The organism is Roseovarius sp. A46 (assembly GCF_004126395.1).
GTDB lineage: Bacteria > Pseudomonadota > Alphaproteobacteria > Rhodobacterales > Rhodobacteraceae > Roseovarius > Roseovarius nitratireducens.
Map to the genome: position 1 here is coordinate 37,076 of NZ_PVWS01000025.1, position 13,000 is coordinate 50,075.

16 protein-coding genes and 1 riboswitch are annotated in these 13,000 nt (G+C 65.5%); of the genes, 6 read left to right on the plus strand and 10 right to left on the minus strand.

Going from position 1 to position 13,000, the window contains the following annotated elements; genetic code table 11:
- Positions 1-20 precede the first annotated feature (20 nt).
- From C6W92_RS13110 to C6W92_RS13120, 3 genes are read right to left on the minus strand one after another with little or no spacing between them, the layout of a single operon-like run.
- Positions 21-725, minus strand: coding sequence for a glutathione S-transferase family protein (locus C6W92_RS13110; protein WP_129433941.1), 705 nt, complete (start codon positions 723-725; stop codon positions 21-23).
- A gap of 56 nt (positions 726-781) precedes the next feature.
- A complete protein-coding gene (locus tag C6W92_RS13115; RefSeq protein WP_129433943.1) occupies positions 782-1,096 on the minus strand; it encodes a DUF1244 domain-containing protein in 315 nt (104 codons plus the stop codon).
- A gap of 56 nt (positions 1,097-1,152) precedes the next feature.
- Entirely contained in the window at positions 1,153-1,890 is a 738-nt protein-coding gene (locus C6W92_RS13120; RefSeq protein WP_129433945.1) for an N-formylglutamate amidohydrolase, read from the minus strand.
- A gap of 124 nt (positions 1,891-2,014) precedes the next feature.
- Here C6W92_RS13120 and pyk point away from each other — a divergent pair, with 124 nt between their 5' ends.
- From pyk to rplT, 4 genes are all read left to right on the plus strand, one after another.
- Positions 2,015-3,460 (plus strand): pyruvate kinase, encoded by a 1,446-nt coding sequence (gene pyk / locus C6W92_RS13125; protein WP_104017157.1) that lies wholly within the window; start codon positions 2,015-2,017, stop codon positions 3,458-3,460.
- A 36-nt stretch (positions 3,461-3,496) separates the two neighbouring features.
- A complete protein-coding gene (locus C6W92_RS13130; RefSeq protein ID WP_129433947.1) occupies positions 3,497-3,721 on the plus strand; it encodes a hypothetical protein in 225 nt (74 codons plus the stop codon).
- A 124-nt stretch (positions 3,722-3,845) separates the two neighbouring features.
- A complete protein-coding gene (rpmI, locus tag C6W92_RS13135) occupies positions 3,846-4,046 on the plus strand; it encodes a 50S ribosomal protein L35 (protein ID WP_129433948.1) in 201 nt (66 codons plus the stop codon).
- A gap of 14 nt (positions 4,047-4,060) precedes the next feature.
- A complete protein-coding gene (gene rplT, locus C6W92_RS13140) occupies positions 4,061-4,426 on the plus strand; it encodes a 50S ribosomal protein L20 (RefSeq protein WP_104017154.1) in 366 nt (121 codons plus the stop codon).
- Between the two features lie 171 nt (positions 4,427-4,597).
- On the opposite strand, the gene thiC is transcribed toward rplT, so the two are convergent.
- Positions 4,598-6,412 carry a phosphomethylpyrimidine synthase ThiC gene (gene thiC / locus C6W92_RS13145; protein WP_129433950.1) on the minus strand — a complete coding sequence of 605 codons (1,815 nt, stop codon included), beginning with the start codon at positions 6,410-6,412 and terminating at the stop codon, positions 4,598-4,600.
- Positions 6,413-6,521: 109 nt separating this feature from the next.
- Positions 6,522-6,642, minus strand: a riboswitch (TPP riboswitch).
- 135 nt (positions 6,643-6,777) lie between these two features.
- Here thiC and C6W92_RS13150 point away from each other — a divergent pair.
- Complete coding sequence (locus C6W92_RS13150; RefSeq protein WP_129433952.1) at positions 6,778-7,656, plus strand: NAD-dependent epimerase/dehydratase family protein; 879 nt, start codon at positions 6,778-6,780, stop codon at positions 7,654-7,656.
- A 20-nt stretch (positions 7,657-7,676) separates the two neighbouring features.
- Here the strand turns inward: C6W92_RS13150 and C6W92_RS13155 are convergent, their stop codons facing one another.
- The 6 genes from C6W92_RS13155 to C6W92_RS13180 form a co-directional block, all read right to left on the minus strand.
- On the minus strand, positions 7,677-8,432 hold the full coding sequence (locus tag C6W92_RS13155) for a TIGR02186 family protein (protein WP_164989237.1): 756 nt from the start codon (positions 8,430-8,432) through the stop codon (positions 7,677-7,679).
- Complete coding sequence (locus tag C6W92_RS13160) at positions 8,432-9,349, minus strand: sulfite exporter TauE/SafE family protein (protein WP_129433956.1); 918 nt, start codon at positions 9,347-9,349, stop codon at positions 8,432-8,434. Before C6W92_RS13160 ends, C6W92_RS13155 begins: the two co-directional genes overlap by 1 nt.
- Positions 9,350-9,468: 119 nt before the next feature.
- Positions 9,469-9,885 carry a GNAT family N-acetyltransferase gene (locus tag C6W92_RS13165; RefSeq protein ID WP_129433958.1) on the minus strand — a complete coding sequence of 139 codons (417 nt, stop codon included), beginning with the start codon at positions 9,883-9,885 and terminating at the stop codon, positions 9,469-9,471.
- Positions 9,875-10,453, minus strand: coding sequence for a tRNA (adenosine(37)-N6)-threonylcarbamoyltransferase complex dimerization subunit type 1 TsaB (gene tsaB / locus C6W92_RS13170; protein ID WP_129433960.1), 579 nt, complete (start codon positions 10,451-10,453; stop codon positions 9,875-9,877). The genes C6W92_RS13165 and tsaB overlap by 11 nt, the downstream gene beginning before the upstream one ends.
- Positions 10,443-11,006, minus strand: coding sequence for a NifU family protein (locus C6W92_RS13175; protein WP_104017147.1), 564 nt, complete (start codon positions 11,004-11,006; stop codon positions 10,443-10,445). Before C6W92_RS13175 ends, tsaB begins: the two co-directional genes overlap by 11 nt.
- A 133-nt stretch (positions 11,007-11,139) precedes the next feature.
- Positions 11,140-11,595 carry a universal stress protein gene (locus C6W92_RS13180; RefSeq protein WP_104017146.1) on the minus strand — a complete coding sequence of 152 codons (456 nt, stop codon included), beginning with the start codon at positions 11,593-11,595 and terminating at the stop codon, positions 11,140-11,142.
- A gap of 257 nt (positions 11,596-11,852) precedes the next feature.
- Between C6W92_RS13180 and C6W92_RS13185 the strand changes: the two genes are divergently transcribed.
- Positions 11,853-12,908, plus strand: coding sequence for a DUF4062 domain-containing protein (locus C6W92_RS13185; protein ID WP_129433962.1), 1,056 nt, complete (start codon positions 11,853-11,855; stop codon positions 12,906-12,908).
- Positions 12,909-13,000 lie beyond the last annotated feature (92 nt).

Sequence of the window (13,000 nt, forward strand, 5' to 3'; positions counted from 1 at the left end):
GTGGATGACATGCACGCGGCTCAAAGCGCCGCGCCCTCCGGCGGATCGGGATGTTCCGGGGCGGTGAAGGGCTGATCCCCCAACCCCTCGGCGGCGATGGCGGCGCGGGTGCTGTCGCGGGCCTCCAGATCGCGGGCCAGCGCCCCGAGCCGTGGCCAGCGCGACAGGTCGAACCAGTCGGTGTCGCCCGCCGGGTAGAGCGCGGCCCAGCGCAAGGCAGGGCCGAGATAGAGCCCGAGCACACCCGGCGCCGCGCCGCTGAACAGCGCCGGGTGGGCGTCCGCCGCGCGGTCGACCATGTCGAGATGGCGCACCGCCTCGCCCTGCATATGCGCGCGCAGCGCCGCCTGCATGACCCGGTCCGCACCTGCGTATTGATCGGGATAGAAAATCATGCGCAGAGCCGGATGCAGCGTGTTAGACAGGAAAAACAGCCATTTAAGAACCACGGCGCGCTCCGGATCGCCCGGGGCGGGGACCAGCGCGCCATGCCGGTCCGCCAGCCACAAAAGGATTGCGCCGGTCTCGAACACCGGACCGTCCGGCGTCTCCAGCACAGGGATCAGCCCCGCGGGGTTGAGCGCCAGATAGGCCGAAGACTTCTGCGCCCGCGCCCGGCGATCCACCAGAACGGTCTGGTAGGGCGCGCCCAACTCCTCGAGCGCGAGCCGCACGATGAGCGAGGCGTTGTCGGGCGCGTAATGCAGCCGGTAGCCGCCGTTCATGGCGTCCGGCCCGGTCGCATGGGCGGGATCATGAGTCTTTCTGCCAAGAAGACCCCCTACCCGCTTTCGCCGACGTTTTCCGCGAAGGCGGCATCGAACGCTGCCTTCTTCTCGGCGTCGGCATCGGTCTGGTAACGCGCCTTCCACTCGGCATAGGGCATCCCGTAATAGATCTCGCGCGCCTCTTCCTTGGACATCTCGATGCCGCGCTCGTGCGCGGCCTCCTGATACCAGCGGCTCAGGCAATTGCGGCAGAACCCCGCGAGGTTCATCAGGTCGATATTCTGCACGTCGGTGCGCTTGTCCATCAGGTGGGCACGCAGCCTGCGAAACGCGGCGGCCTCCAGCTCGGTCCGGGTCTGGTCGTCCATGGTCTCTCTCCCTTTGGTGCAAAGATGGGCCGGGCGGGCACGCCGCGCAAGGCCCCTCAGACACCCACCCGCGCGGCCACCTCGGCGAGGACCAGCGCCAGCCGCGCGCCCCAGGCCGCCTGCGCCTCGCGCGTCTCGATCAGGTCGTTGCGCAGCTCGATCAGCACGTTGGGCCGCTCAAAGGCAATGGCGTGGCGGGCGATGCTGTCTCCGGGCAGGTGGCCGCCATAGGGCTCGTTGTCACCGACGCAGAGATCGGGCTCTTCGCGCAGCCGCGCGACCAGCGGCCGGGCCAGCCGCGTATCGGCGGCGTAGAGCAGCCCGATATGCCACGGGCGCGGCGGACGGCCCCGGAATTGCGGCGTGAAACTGTGGACCGAGACGATCACCGTGTCCGCGCGCCGCGCCGCCAACTCGGCCAGCGCCGTGTGATAGGGCCGGTAAAGCCGGTTCAGCCGGCGCGAGAAATCCTCGTCGCTAACGTGCCGGTTGGCCGGGATCACCGTACCGTCATAGAGCTTCATGATCAGCGTGGGATCGTCCTCGCCGCGATTCGGGTCGATCACCAGCCGCGAGAAATTCGACAGGATCGCCGGGGCGTCGAGCGCGGCGGCCAGCGCCCGGGCCACGCCTGCCGCGCCCACGTCATAGGCGATGTGGCGCGCCATGTCCGAAGGGGAAATGCCAAGGCTGCCACCGCCGACGAAGTCGGGCACTGCGTTGGTGGCGTGATCGCAGGTCACGAGCCAGCGGGCGGGGCGCGATCCGCCCTCGATGTGATATGGTTGATGCATGATCCGGGTTGGTATTTGGTGTCCGCCTGCTCTAGGACAGTTGCCGGGAAAAGGGAATTGGGTCATAACGCCCCCGACGCGCCGTTAGCGATAACAATTCCGAATTTCAGCAGGAGGACAGCAGATGAGACGGCATCGCAATGTCAAGATCGTGGCCACGCTCGGCCCGGCCTCGTCCGATTACGCCACCATCCGCGCGCTGCACGAGGCTGGCGCGGACGTGTTCCGCCTCAACATGAGCCACGGCGAGCACCACGAGATCGCCGAGCGCCATCGCATCATCCGCGAGATCGAGGCGGAAATGAACAGCCCCATTGCCATCCTCGCCGACCTGCAGGGCCCGAAACTGCGAGTCGGCACCTTTGCCCGCGGCGAGGAGGAACTGATCGAGGGCGCGGCGTTCCGGCTCGACCTCGACGAGGCGGAGGGGGACGCCACCCGCGTCTGCCTGCCGCATCCAGAGATTTTCGCGGCATTGGAGCCGGGGGCGAACCTGCTGGTCAACGATGGCAAGATCCGGCTGCGGGTGAAGGAATGCGCCGCCGATTTCGCCGAATGCGAGGTGATCGTGGGGGGAATCATTTCCAACCGCAAGGGCGTCAACGTGCCCGACGTGGTGCTGCCCGTGGCTGCGCTGTCGGACAAGGACCGCGCCGACCTGGAATTCGCCTGCGAGCTTGGCGTGGACTGGCTCGCGCTCAGCTTCGTGCAGCGCCCCGAGGACGTGAACGAGGCGCGCACGCTGGTGCGGGGGCGTGCCGCGATCATGTCGAAGATCGAGAAACCGGCCGCGGTGACGTGCTTTGACGACATCCTCGCCGTCTCGGACGGGATCATGGTGGCGCGCGGCGATCTCGGCGTGGAACTGCCGGTGCAGAACGTGCCACCGATCCAGAAACGGCTGGTGCGCAAGTGCCGCGCGGCGGCCAAGCCGGTGATCGTCGCAACGCAGATGCTCGAATCGATGATCGAGAGCCCGATGCCCACCCGCGCCGAGGTCTCGGACGTGGCCACCGCCATCTACGAGGGGGCGGACGCGATCATGCTCTCGGCCGAATCGGCGGCGGGCGATTACCCGGTGGAGGCGGTAACCACGATGGACAACGTGGCGCGCGAGGTGGAAAGCGACCCGACCTATCACGAGGTGATCGAGGCCAGCCGCCGCGTCAACCGCCAGAGCATCGCCGACGCCATCGTCGTGGCAGCGCGCGAGATCGCCGAGACCACCGATATCAAGGCGATCTGCTGTTACACCGAATCGGGAACAACCGCGCTGCTGACGGCGCGCGAGCGTCCGCATGTGCCGATCATCGCGCTCACCAGCCTGCGCACCACCGCCCGACGCCTGGCACTGACCTGGGGGGTGAACTGCGTGATGACCGAACAGCTCACCCGGTTCAAGCTGGCGGTGCTCAACGCCGCGCGCGCGGCGCGTGCGCAGGGCTATGCCGACGAGAGCGACCAGATCGTCGTTACCGCGGGCGTGCCCTTCAACGTGCCCGGCACCACCAACATCCTGCGCATCGCACCCTGCAAGGAAAGTTTGATCTACGCCACCGATCCGGGATAATCACGCTGTTGCAGGTGTCCTGCGGGGGGTGTTTCGATGGATGCGGATCTGGCGATGGCGATCGGGCTGGTGCTCGGCGTCTTTTCCGTGCCCTCGCTGCTCTCGGCGCTGTCGGAGGCGCGCACACCGCGCGTCGGCGCTCTGGTGCTTGTGATCGCGGGCGGGATGATCATCTGGGCGATCTCGCAAAAGCCCGGCGGCTACACGTTCGCAGAGCTGCCCGCCGTCATCCTCAACGTGATGGCCCGCTACCTGCCGTGATCGCCGCGCTGGCCGCTCTTGCACAATGCCCGATGCTGGCGTATACGGCGCGCTCAATCCGCTGGTCCGGCCCGAAGAGGCATGCCGAGACGAGCGGGACGACCGACCTACAAAGGAGCCGGAAATGCCCAAGATGAAGACCAAGTCGAGCTGCAAGAAGCGGTTCAAGGTGTCCGCCACTGGCAAGATCATCACCGCCCAGGCGGGCAAGCGCCACGGGATGATCAAGCGCAGCAACAAATTCATCCGCAACGCGCGTGGCACGACCACGCTGAGCAAGGCCGATGAGCAGATCATCAAGCCTATGATGCCGTATTCGCGTTAAGGAGGATTTGAGAGATGTCACGCACCAAAGGTGGGACCGTTACCCACGCTCGCCACAAGAAAGTCACCACCGCGGCCAAAGGCTATTACGGCCGCCGCAAGAATACCTTCAAGGTGGCCGCCCAGGCTGTCGACAAGGCCAACCAGTACGCCACGCGCGACCGCAAGAACCGCAAGCGCAATTTCCGCGCGCTGTGGATCCAGCGGATCAACGCCGCCGTGCGCGCCCAGGACGAATCGCTGACCTATTCGCGCTTCATCAACGGGCTGAGCCTCGCCGGAGTCGAGGTGGATCGCAAGGTGCTCGCCGATCTCGCCGTGCACGAACCGTCGGCCTTCGCCGCCATCGTCGATCAGGCGAAGAAGGCGCTCGCGGCCTGACGCCGGTCGCACGCGAGGGACAGAACAAGCGCCGCCCGGGGATCATCCCCGGGCGGCGTTTTCCGTTTTAAAGCATGTTGCTCAAAAGTGGGAACCGGTTTTGAGCTCCTTGAACATGCGAAATCAAGAAGTTAGAGCGTGTCGCGTGAATGCGAATGAACGCGACACGCTCTAGCCGTCTTCGCCACTGCCGAGCGGCATGTAGAGATCGCCGCCTTCACGGTACCTCTCGGCCATCGCCGCCATGCCCTCTTTCTGCGCCTCGGCACGGATGTCGTGGCTGATCCGCATCGAACAGAATTTCGGCCCGCACATCGAGCAGAAATGCGCCACCTTGTGCGCCTCCTTGGGCAGGGTCTGGTCGTGGAAATCACGCGCCGTTTCGGGATCGAGCGAGAGGTTGAACTGATCCTCCCAGCGGAATTCGAACCGCGCGCGCGAAAGCGCATCATCGCGCCGTTGCGCACCGGGCAGCCCCTTGGCCAGATCGGCGGCATGGGCCGCGATCTTGTAGGTGATAACCCCGGTTTTCACGTCGTCGCGGTCGGGTAGGCCAAGGTGCTCCTTGGGCGTGACGTAGCACAGCATCGCGCAGCCGAACCAGCCGATCATCGCCGCGCCGATGCCGCTGGTGATATGGTCATAGCCTGGCGCAATGTCGGTGGTGAGCGGCCCGAGGGTGTAGAACGGCGCCTCGTCACAGCACTCCAACTGCTTGTCCATGTTCTCCTTGATCTTGTGCATCGCCACATGGCCCGGCCCCTCGATCATCACCTGGCAATCGCGGCCCCAGGCGATTTTCGTGAGTTCGCCAAGCGTCTCCAACTCGGCAAACTGCGCGGCATCGTTGGCATCGGCGATGGAGCCGGGGCGCAGCCCGTCGCCCAGCGAAAAGCTCACGTCGTACTGGCGGCAGATGTCGCAGATATCCTCGAAATGCTCGTAGAGGAAGCTCTCGCGGTGATGGTGCAGGCACCATTTGGCCATGATCGAGCCGCCGCGCGACACGATCCCCGTCACCCGCTCCACCGTCATCGGCACCATGTGCAGGCGCACGCCCGCGTGGATGGTGAAGTAATCCACGCCCTGTTCGGCCTGCTCGATCAGCGTGTCGCGAAACACCTCCCATGTCAGGTCCTCTGCAATACCGTTCACCTTTTCCAGCGCCTGGTAGATCGGCACCGTGCCGATAGGGACGGGGGAATTGCGGATGATCCATTCGCGGGTGTTGTGGATGTTGCGCCCGGTGGAGAGGTCCATCACCGTATCGGCCCCCCAGCGGATCGCCCAGACCAGTTTCTCCACCTCCTCTTCCATCGACGAGGTGACGGCGGAGGTGCCCATGTTGGCGTTGATCTTGACCAGAAAATTGCGGCCGATGATCATCGGCTCAAGCTCGGGGTGGTTGATATTGGCGGGGATGATGGCGCGGCCCGCCGCGATCTCGGACCGGACAAATTCCGGGGTCACATAGTCAGGAATGTTCGCGCCCCAGTCGTTGCCGTCGCGCGCCGCTACGCTCGCCTCGCGCAACTGGTTCTCGCGGATGGCGACGAACTCCATCTCCGGCGTGATGATCCCCGCCCGCGCATAGGCCAGTTGCGTCGGCGCGGCACCCCCCGTGCCGCGCAGGGGCTCCGCCCGCATCGGGAACTCCGGCACCAGCCGGTCACCGGTGACAAAGCCGTTATCCTCCGGCCTCACGCGGCGGCCCGGATACCCCGCCACGTCCCCGCGCGCCATGATCCACTCGCGGCGCAGGGGCGGCAGCCCCCGACCCACGTCGATCGCAGCCTCCGGGTCGGTATAGGCGCCCGAACTGTCATAGACCGGCAGCGGCCCCTCGCCCGCCGTCGGATGGGTGGAAATCTCGCGCATCGGCACGCGGATTTTCGGGTGTAGTGAGCCTGCAACGTAAATCTTGCGCGACGCGGGCAAGGGGCCGGTGGTCACGTTGGGGGACATATCTTGGTTAGGGATGGTCATGCTTGGTGCTCCTCGTTGCACGGTGCCAAAGAGACCAGATGAGCCGTGGCCGGGGAGCATCGGGGCGCAGGTCGCGATCCCGGTTCGGAACCGGCAGACCACCAGCGGTGCGCGCGGTTCCTCAGCTTCCTACGCCAGTATCAACTGGGTCAGGTTCAAAGGGTCGCATCACCGGTGTCACCACCTGTCAGCCTCTCAGTCCCCAAGGCGGGACTCCCCTGCAAGACCGGACGCTAGCCGATCCCCATACCCGGGGCAAGCATCGCCCGGCACGCGTCTCTTGTCGGTGCGCCACGTTGCTTGCTAGACGGGTGGGGGCGAATGCCCGGGCGGGCCCGGCATCAAAGCGAACGGACGGGCCGGGAATGACCGACAAGGCGGACACATCCATCCTTCTCACCGGGGCTTCGGGCCGCGTCGGGCGGATGCTGTGCGCCTGCTGGCCGGAGGTGGCCCCCGACCTCGCGCTTATCCCGCAATACCGCCGCCCCGGCCCGCCGGGCGCGCTGGCATGGGATCCGCTCGACGGGCCGGGCGCGCTCTTCACCCATATCGCAGAGACGGGCCGCCGCCCCGCCGCAATCGTGGCGCTCGCAGGCATAACGCCGGGGCCGGGGCGGGATCTCGGCCTCAACCGCCACATTGCCGAGGCCACGCTCGACGCGGGCCTGCGCGCGGGCGTGACCCGCGTGCTCCTGGCCTCGTCCTCGGCGGTCTACGGCGCGGGCGGCACTACTCCGTTCACCGAGGACACCCCCTGCGCCCCGGTCAACGCCTACGGTGCCGCCAAGCTGGAGATGGAGGCCGCCTGCGCGCCGTGGCGCGCGCGCGGCCTCGACATCTGCGCCCTGCGCATCGGCAACGTGGCGGGGGCGGATGCGCTCTTGCTCAACGTGGCGCGCACCGGGCCGGGCGGCGCGGTGGTGATCGACCGCTTCGCCGATGGCGGCGGGCCGGTGCGCTCCTATATCGGCCCCGCGACGCTCGCCACCGTCCTCGCCACGCTGTGCCGCCATCCCGGGCCACTGCCCGAGGCGCTCAACATCGCCGCGCCGGACCCGGTGGCGATGACGGCGCTGGCACAGGCCGCGGGGGCGCACATCGAGACCCGCCCCGCGCCCCAGGGCGCGCATCAGCGCATCACCCTCGATTGCCGCCGCCTCGCCGCGCTGCACCGGTTCACCCCCGGCGACAGCACACCGGCAGAGATGGTGCGCCAATGGCGCGCGGCGGGTGTCGCCTGAGCGCCCTTCGCCCGCGTGTCTCAGGTGCGCCGCAGCACCCGGAACGCGGCCGACGCAGCCCAGCCCGCGGCGATGGCGATCGCCAGAGACATCAGCCCATAGGCCAGCGGCTGCTGCCGCGACAGGGTAAAGAGCCAACGCTCCAGCCCCACTTTGCGCACGTCGATCACCGTCTCGAACTGCGACACCACGCGCCCCTCGCGGGTGAGGAAAATCCGGGTCTTGTAGGCTCCCTCGGTGAGGTTGGCGGGCAGGCTGATCGCGGTGCGAAACAGCGTCTGCTCGTCGAGGGCAACGGCGTTCTCCAATAGCTGGTAGGCATCCGTGCGCTCGCGGATGCGGATGAGTGCGTCGGTAAACCTCTCGGCATCCTCGGCCATGCTCGCCGCGCCAACCGAGCGGATCGCGCGCGGGATCGAGACCCGGTGGCGCAGGTCTTCGGTCTCGGTCAGTACCTGATCGAGCGACCCGCTCGTGGCAACCGCGTAAAAGGTGGGCGCGGCGTCGAGATCGACAGCGTCGGTATTGACCCAGATGCCGAAGCGGCGCTCCTTGCGCCGGACCTGCACCGGCTGCGACGGCCCGGCCACGGTGATCACCACGCCGAGCGGCACCTCCGAGATCGGTGCCTCGCGCTTGACCGCACCGAAGATGAGGATGTCCGAGCCCTCGAACGTGGCGGTGATCGCCACCCGGTCCCGCGACAGGCCCAGCACCACCTCCTCGGCGCGCAGGGGCAACGTCACCAGACACAGGAGGAGCGCGAGGCGCAGCATCAGTGCCCCCCCGCGCCCGAGGCGATGGAATAGAGCTCCGACGGCATCACCAGCAGGTCAAAGGCCAGCTTGCCGCAGACCACGAGCACCATCACTGCCAGCAGGATACGCAGTTGCTCGGCCTTCATCCGCGTGCCGATCATGGTGCCGAACTGCGCACCGATCACGCCTCCCACGAGCAAGAGCACCGCCAGCGCGATATCAACGGTGAAATTGGTGGTGGCGTGCAGGAGCGTGGTAAAGGCGGTGACGAAGATGATCTGAAACAGCGACGTGCCCACCACCACCTTGGTCGGCATCCCCAGCAGGTAGATCATCGCCGGCACCATGATGAAGCCGCCGCCCACACCCATGATCGCGGCGAGCACACCCACCGCCACCCCGACCAGCAGCGGCGGGATCACCGAGATATAGAGCCCCGAGGTGCGAAACCGCATCTTGAAGGGCAGCCCGTGTACCCATCCGTGCTTCTTGCGCTTCGGGGCAGCCCCCCGGCGGGTATTGCGGATCGCGCGCAGGCTCTCGATGAACATCATCCCGCCGATCACGCCGAGAAAGACGACGTAACACAGCTTCACCAGCAGATCGACCTGACCCAGCGATTTCAGGTAGTTGAACAGCACCACGCCCAGCGCCGCGCCGAAGAGCCCCCCCACGAGCAACACCGTGCCCATCCTCAGATCGACGGTCTTTCGTCGCAGATGCGCCAGCACGCCCGAAAACGACGAGGCGACAATCTGGTTGGCCTCGGTCGCCACGGCGACGGCGGGCGGGATACCGATGAAGAACAGAAGTGGCGTCATCAGGAAACCGCCGCCAACCCCGAACATGCCCGACAGCACGCCCACGATCCCGCCAAGCCCCAACAGCAGGAAGGCGTTGACCGAAACCTCGGCGATGGGGAGATAAATCTGCATGATGATTGTTAGCCCCATGCCGCCACGATATGCAAGGGAGCGGCACGGTTTGGACCCCGGACAGGTGGTAAATTCTTGTTGCCGGAAAGCGTCTTTCGCAAAGCGCGAAGACGCGCGGCTTAACCGAGATGCTTTTCCAGGATCAGCGCGTCCACCGCTATGCCGCCCGCGCGCGGATAATAGCCCGCGCGGCACGCACATTTGCGCCAACGGGCGGCGGCGTAGAGGGCGCAGGCCGCCGCGTTGTCGGCGGCCACCTCGAGAAAGCCGCGCACCGCCCCGCGCGCCTTCGCCTCGGCCTCGAATCGGGCAAGGCATGCGCGCCCCAACCCCGCACGCCGATGCCCCGGATCGGTGGCCAGCGTCAGCAATTCCGCCTCGTCCGCGATTGCCCGGCCAAGGGCAAAGGCGCGCGCATCGCCCACGACAAAGGTATACGGGCTGTCCAGCAGGGCCGCGAATTCCGCCGCCGACCATCCCCGCCCCTGCCCCGCGAAGGCGCGGGCGTGGGTGGCGGACAGGGTCTCAGGCGTCATCGAGGATCACAGGCGGTACGTCTCGGGCGGGCGCGGCATCGGCGGGCCGTACATAGAGCGGCGCAGGCGGCGGCGCATCGGCGGGGACATCGCGGGCCAGCAGCGCGATCATCCGCGCCATCTCCGAGGGTGGCGGCGGCCCGACGGGATCGGATACGTCGGACGCAGGGATCAGCGCCGGGACCGCGCCAGCGCCAAGGACGTGCACCATGCCACGCGGCGCGGGAACAGCAGGCGTGCCGTCCTCTCCCAGCGCGCGGATCACGTCGAAAGTGCTGATTCCAAAAGCAGAAATATCCAGAGACAGCGCCATCCCCCTTGCCGCGGCCACCGAGATGCGGATGCCGGTGAAATTGCCGGGGCCGATGCCGACGCCGATCCGGTCGAGATCGCGCCACGCCGCGCCCCCCTCGGCCAGCACCTCCTCAAGAAGCGGCATCAGCCGCTCGGCCTGGCCGCGGCCCATCTCTTCGGCGCGGGCGGCCAGAACCCGCCCACCCGACAGCAAAGCGGCCGCGCAATGCGCGGCCGACGTGTCGAAGCCCAATGTCAGGGGTTCAGAGCCCAACGGGGCGCACCTCTGTCACCTCGGGGATGTAGTGGCGCAGCAGGTTCTCGATGCCCATCTTCAGCGTGATGGTCGAGGACGGGCAGCCCGCGCAGGCGCCTTGCATATGGAGATAGACCACGCCGCGCTCGAACCCGTGAAAGGTGATGTCGCCACCGTCCTGCGCCACGGCGGGGCGCACGCGGGTATCGAGCAACTCCTTGATCTGGCCTACGATTTCCGAGTCTTCGCCGCTGTGGTCCGCGTGGCCGGAGGCGCCGCCACCCTCTTGGGACATGACCGGCTGGCCGGATTGGTAATGCTCCATGATCGCGCCGAGGATGGCCGGCTTTACATGGTCCCACTCGGTATCGTCTGCCTTGGTCACGGTGACGAAGTCATTGCCCAGGAACACCCCTGCAATCCCCGGGACGCGAAAGATTCGCGCCGCCAGAGGCGAGGCCTCGGCCCCTTCCGCGCTCGGGAAATCGGCGGTGCCGCCTTCGAGCACGGCCTGGCCCGGGAGAAACTTGAGCGTCGCGGGGTTGGGTGTGGATTCGGTCTGGATGAACATGGGAGGCCCCTTTTTCAGCTTAGGCAGATATGCGCGCGGGCGGGCCGCGAGTCAAGGTTTGGAACGATTCTAAACATGCGCGGACCGGTGCGAAACGACAGGTTCGGGCACCGAACCGCGAGGTTCGCGGCGCTCAGGTGATCGCCTCGAGCCGGTCCTTGCTGAGGTCGCCCGGCACGATGGTGATCGGGATCGGCAGCCCGCCGGCATTTCGGGTCAGTTGCGTGACCAGCGGCCCCGGCCCCTTCTTGTCCGAGGCGGCGCCGAGCACGAGCACCCCGATATCGGGGTCGTCACGGACCTGCGCCATGATCTCGGCAACCGGCTCGCCCTCGCGGATGGCCAACTCGGGGTCGACCCCCTGCTTGTCGCGCATCCACTTGGCAAACACCTCGAAATGCGCCTCGATGCGTTCGCGGGCCTCTTCGCGCATGATGTCGCCCACGCCGATCCAGTGGTTGAATTCCTCGGGCGGAATCACCGCGAGCACCTCGACGCCGCCGCCGGTATGCGCCGCGCGCATTGCCGCAAAGCGAATGGCGTTGAGACATTCGCGGCTATCGTCGAGCACCACGAGAAACTTGCGCATGGACCGGCCTCCTCAAGCGGGCATCATGACGCGGAACCCGCGCCGGGGCAAGAGAGGTGATGGGGGGGCAGTTGGCGCCCGGCTTGTAGTATTTTTGCCAATAAGAGTGATTACGTAGATGAGAAGCAGGTTCGAAATGGCAGATAAAATCGGCCAAGCGGGCACGGAAATTGAGATTTCAGAGGAGGTGGCCGAAGCTGCTACTTGGTGTTCAGCAAGTCCTTGCCATTTGATCTTGACCGGGGGACATTCAGTGCATGAGCACAGACAAACGATTTTCGATATTCATCAGTTCCACCTTCGAAGACCTGAAAGAGGAGCGACAAGCGGTCCAAGATGCCGTCTTGAGCGCAGGGGACTTCCCAGTCCAAATGGAGTCGTTCCCGGCCGCCGATCAGGATCAGTTTGAATTCATCAAAACCTTGATCGACAAGTGCGACTACTATGTCCTGATTGTCGCAGGACGGTATGGCACCCCTGCCGCTGATGGGATTAGCTACACCGAAAAAGAGTATCACTATGCAAGATCGCGGGACATCCCAGTATTGGTTATGCTCCATGGTGATCCCGGTAGCATCCCAGCGGCGAAGACCGAGTCTACGGACGAGGGGAAGGCGCGTCTGAGCAAGTTTATTCAAGAGATTCAGAATGGGCGGCTGCGCAAAACTTGGACCACTGCCGGGGACCTGAAACACGCGGTTCGCGAAGCACTCGACAATGTAAAGGCCACGCGGCCTGCAGTGGGATGGGTTAGAGGCGACACCACAGCAAGCGCAGCAATCTTGAATGAGATCAATGAGGTACGAAAGGAAAATGCGAAGTTCCGTGACGCAATAGGTCACCTAGAGATCGAACTGGCACTGCCGCCCGTTCCAGAACCGGACACCCCGTTGGAAATTGACCTTATGCCAAGGTCTAAACAGGAGTATGGATCGCCCGTATCGTCCACCTACGCACGTATCAGATGCACGTGGATCAGCGCTTTTCCGTCTTTTTATAGCAATCTAGATTGGCGGACTTACGATTATAGCGACGAATACTATTACAGCATTGATGTTGACGCGTCTTGCATGGCCATTGGGTCGTCGCTGGCTGCAGAACTGGCTACTTTTGATACCAGCGGTCTGTACAAGATCACACCGAATACGTTTGAGCGTCTGAAGAGCTACTTCATTGAAACCGGTCTCATGGTGACAAGCGGGGAAAGCCCATTCACAGAGTCTGGCAATCGGGCCGCGCGCCGCCATCGTATTGCAGATGCAGGAAAGCATGCCTTTGAGGAACGTCTGAAAAACCTGCGACTTTCTGCCTAATCTGATAGGTTTGGGGCGTCCGCCAGAGGAGTCCTGCCGATGCCGAAACAGCCCGCCTTTCCCAGCCTGCGTGATGCGATGAAGAAGAAGGT

Excerpts from the sequence above, each read along its gene's own strand:
- C6W92_RS13110 (WP_129433941.1), bottom strand. The coding sequence starts at position 725 with ATGAACGGCGGCTACCGGCTGCATTACGCGCCCGACAACGCCTCGCTC.
- C6W92_RS13115 (WP_129433943.1), bottom strand. The coding sequence starts at position 1,096 with ATGGACGACCAGACCCGGACCGAGCTGGAGGCCGCCGCGTTTCGCAGG.
- C6W92_RS13120 (WP_129433945.1), bottom strand. The coding sequence starts at position 1,890 with ATGCATCAACCATATCACATCGAGGGCGGATCGCGCCCCGCCCGCTGG.
- pyk (WP_104017157.1), top strand. The coding sequence starts at position 2,015 with ATGAGACGGCATCGCAATGTCAAGATCGTGGCCACGCTCGGCCCGGCC.
- C6W92_RS13130 (WP_129433947.1), top strand. The coding sequence starts at position 3,497 with ATGGATGCGGATCTGGCGATGGCGATCGGGCTGGTGCTCGGCGTCTTT.
- rpmI (WP_129433948.1), top strand. The coding sequence starts at position 3,846 with ATGCCCAAGATGAAGACCAAGTCGAGCTGCAAGAAGCGGTTCAAGGTG.
- rplT (WP_104017154.1), top strand. The coding sequence starts at position 4,061 with ATGTCACGCACCAAAGGTGGGACCGTTACCCACGCTCGCCACAAGAAA.
- thiC (WP_129433950.1), bottom strand. The coding sequence starts at position 6,412 with ATGACCATCCCTAACCAAGATATGTCCCCCAACGTGACCACCGGCCCC.
- C6W92_RS13150 (WP_129433952.1), top strand. The coding sequence starts at position 6,778 with ATGACCGACAAGGCGGACACATCCATCCTTCTCACCGGGGCTTCGGGC.
- C6W92_RS13155 (WP_164989237.1), bottom strand. The coding sequence starts at position 8,432 with ATGCTGCGCCTCGCGCTCCTCCTGTGTCTGGTGACGTTGCCCCTGCGC.
- C6W92_RS13160 (WP_129433956.1), bottom strand. The coding sequence starts at position 9,349 with ATGCAGATTTATCTCCCCATCGCCGAGGTTTCGGTCAACGCCTTCCTG.
- C6W92_RS13165 (WP_129433958.1), bottom strand. The coding sequence starts at position 9,885 with ATGACGCCTGAGACCCTGTCCGCCACCCACGCCCGCGCCTTCGCGGGG.
- C6W92_RS13175 (WP_104017147.1), bottom strand. The coding sequence starts at position 11,006 with ATGTTCATCCAGACCGAATCCACACCCAACCCCGCGACGCTCAAGTTT.
- C6W92_RS13180 (WP_104017146.1), bottom strand. The coding sequence starts at position 11,595 with ATGCGCAAGTTTCTCGTGGTGCTCGACGATAGCCGCGAATGTCTCAAC.
- C6W92_RS13185 (WP_129433962.1), top strand. The coding sequence starts at position 11,853 with ATGAGCACAGACAAACGATTTTCGATATTCATCAGTTCCACCTTCGAA.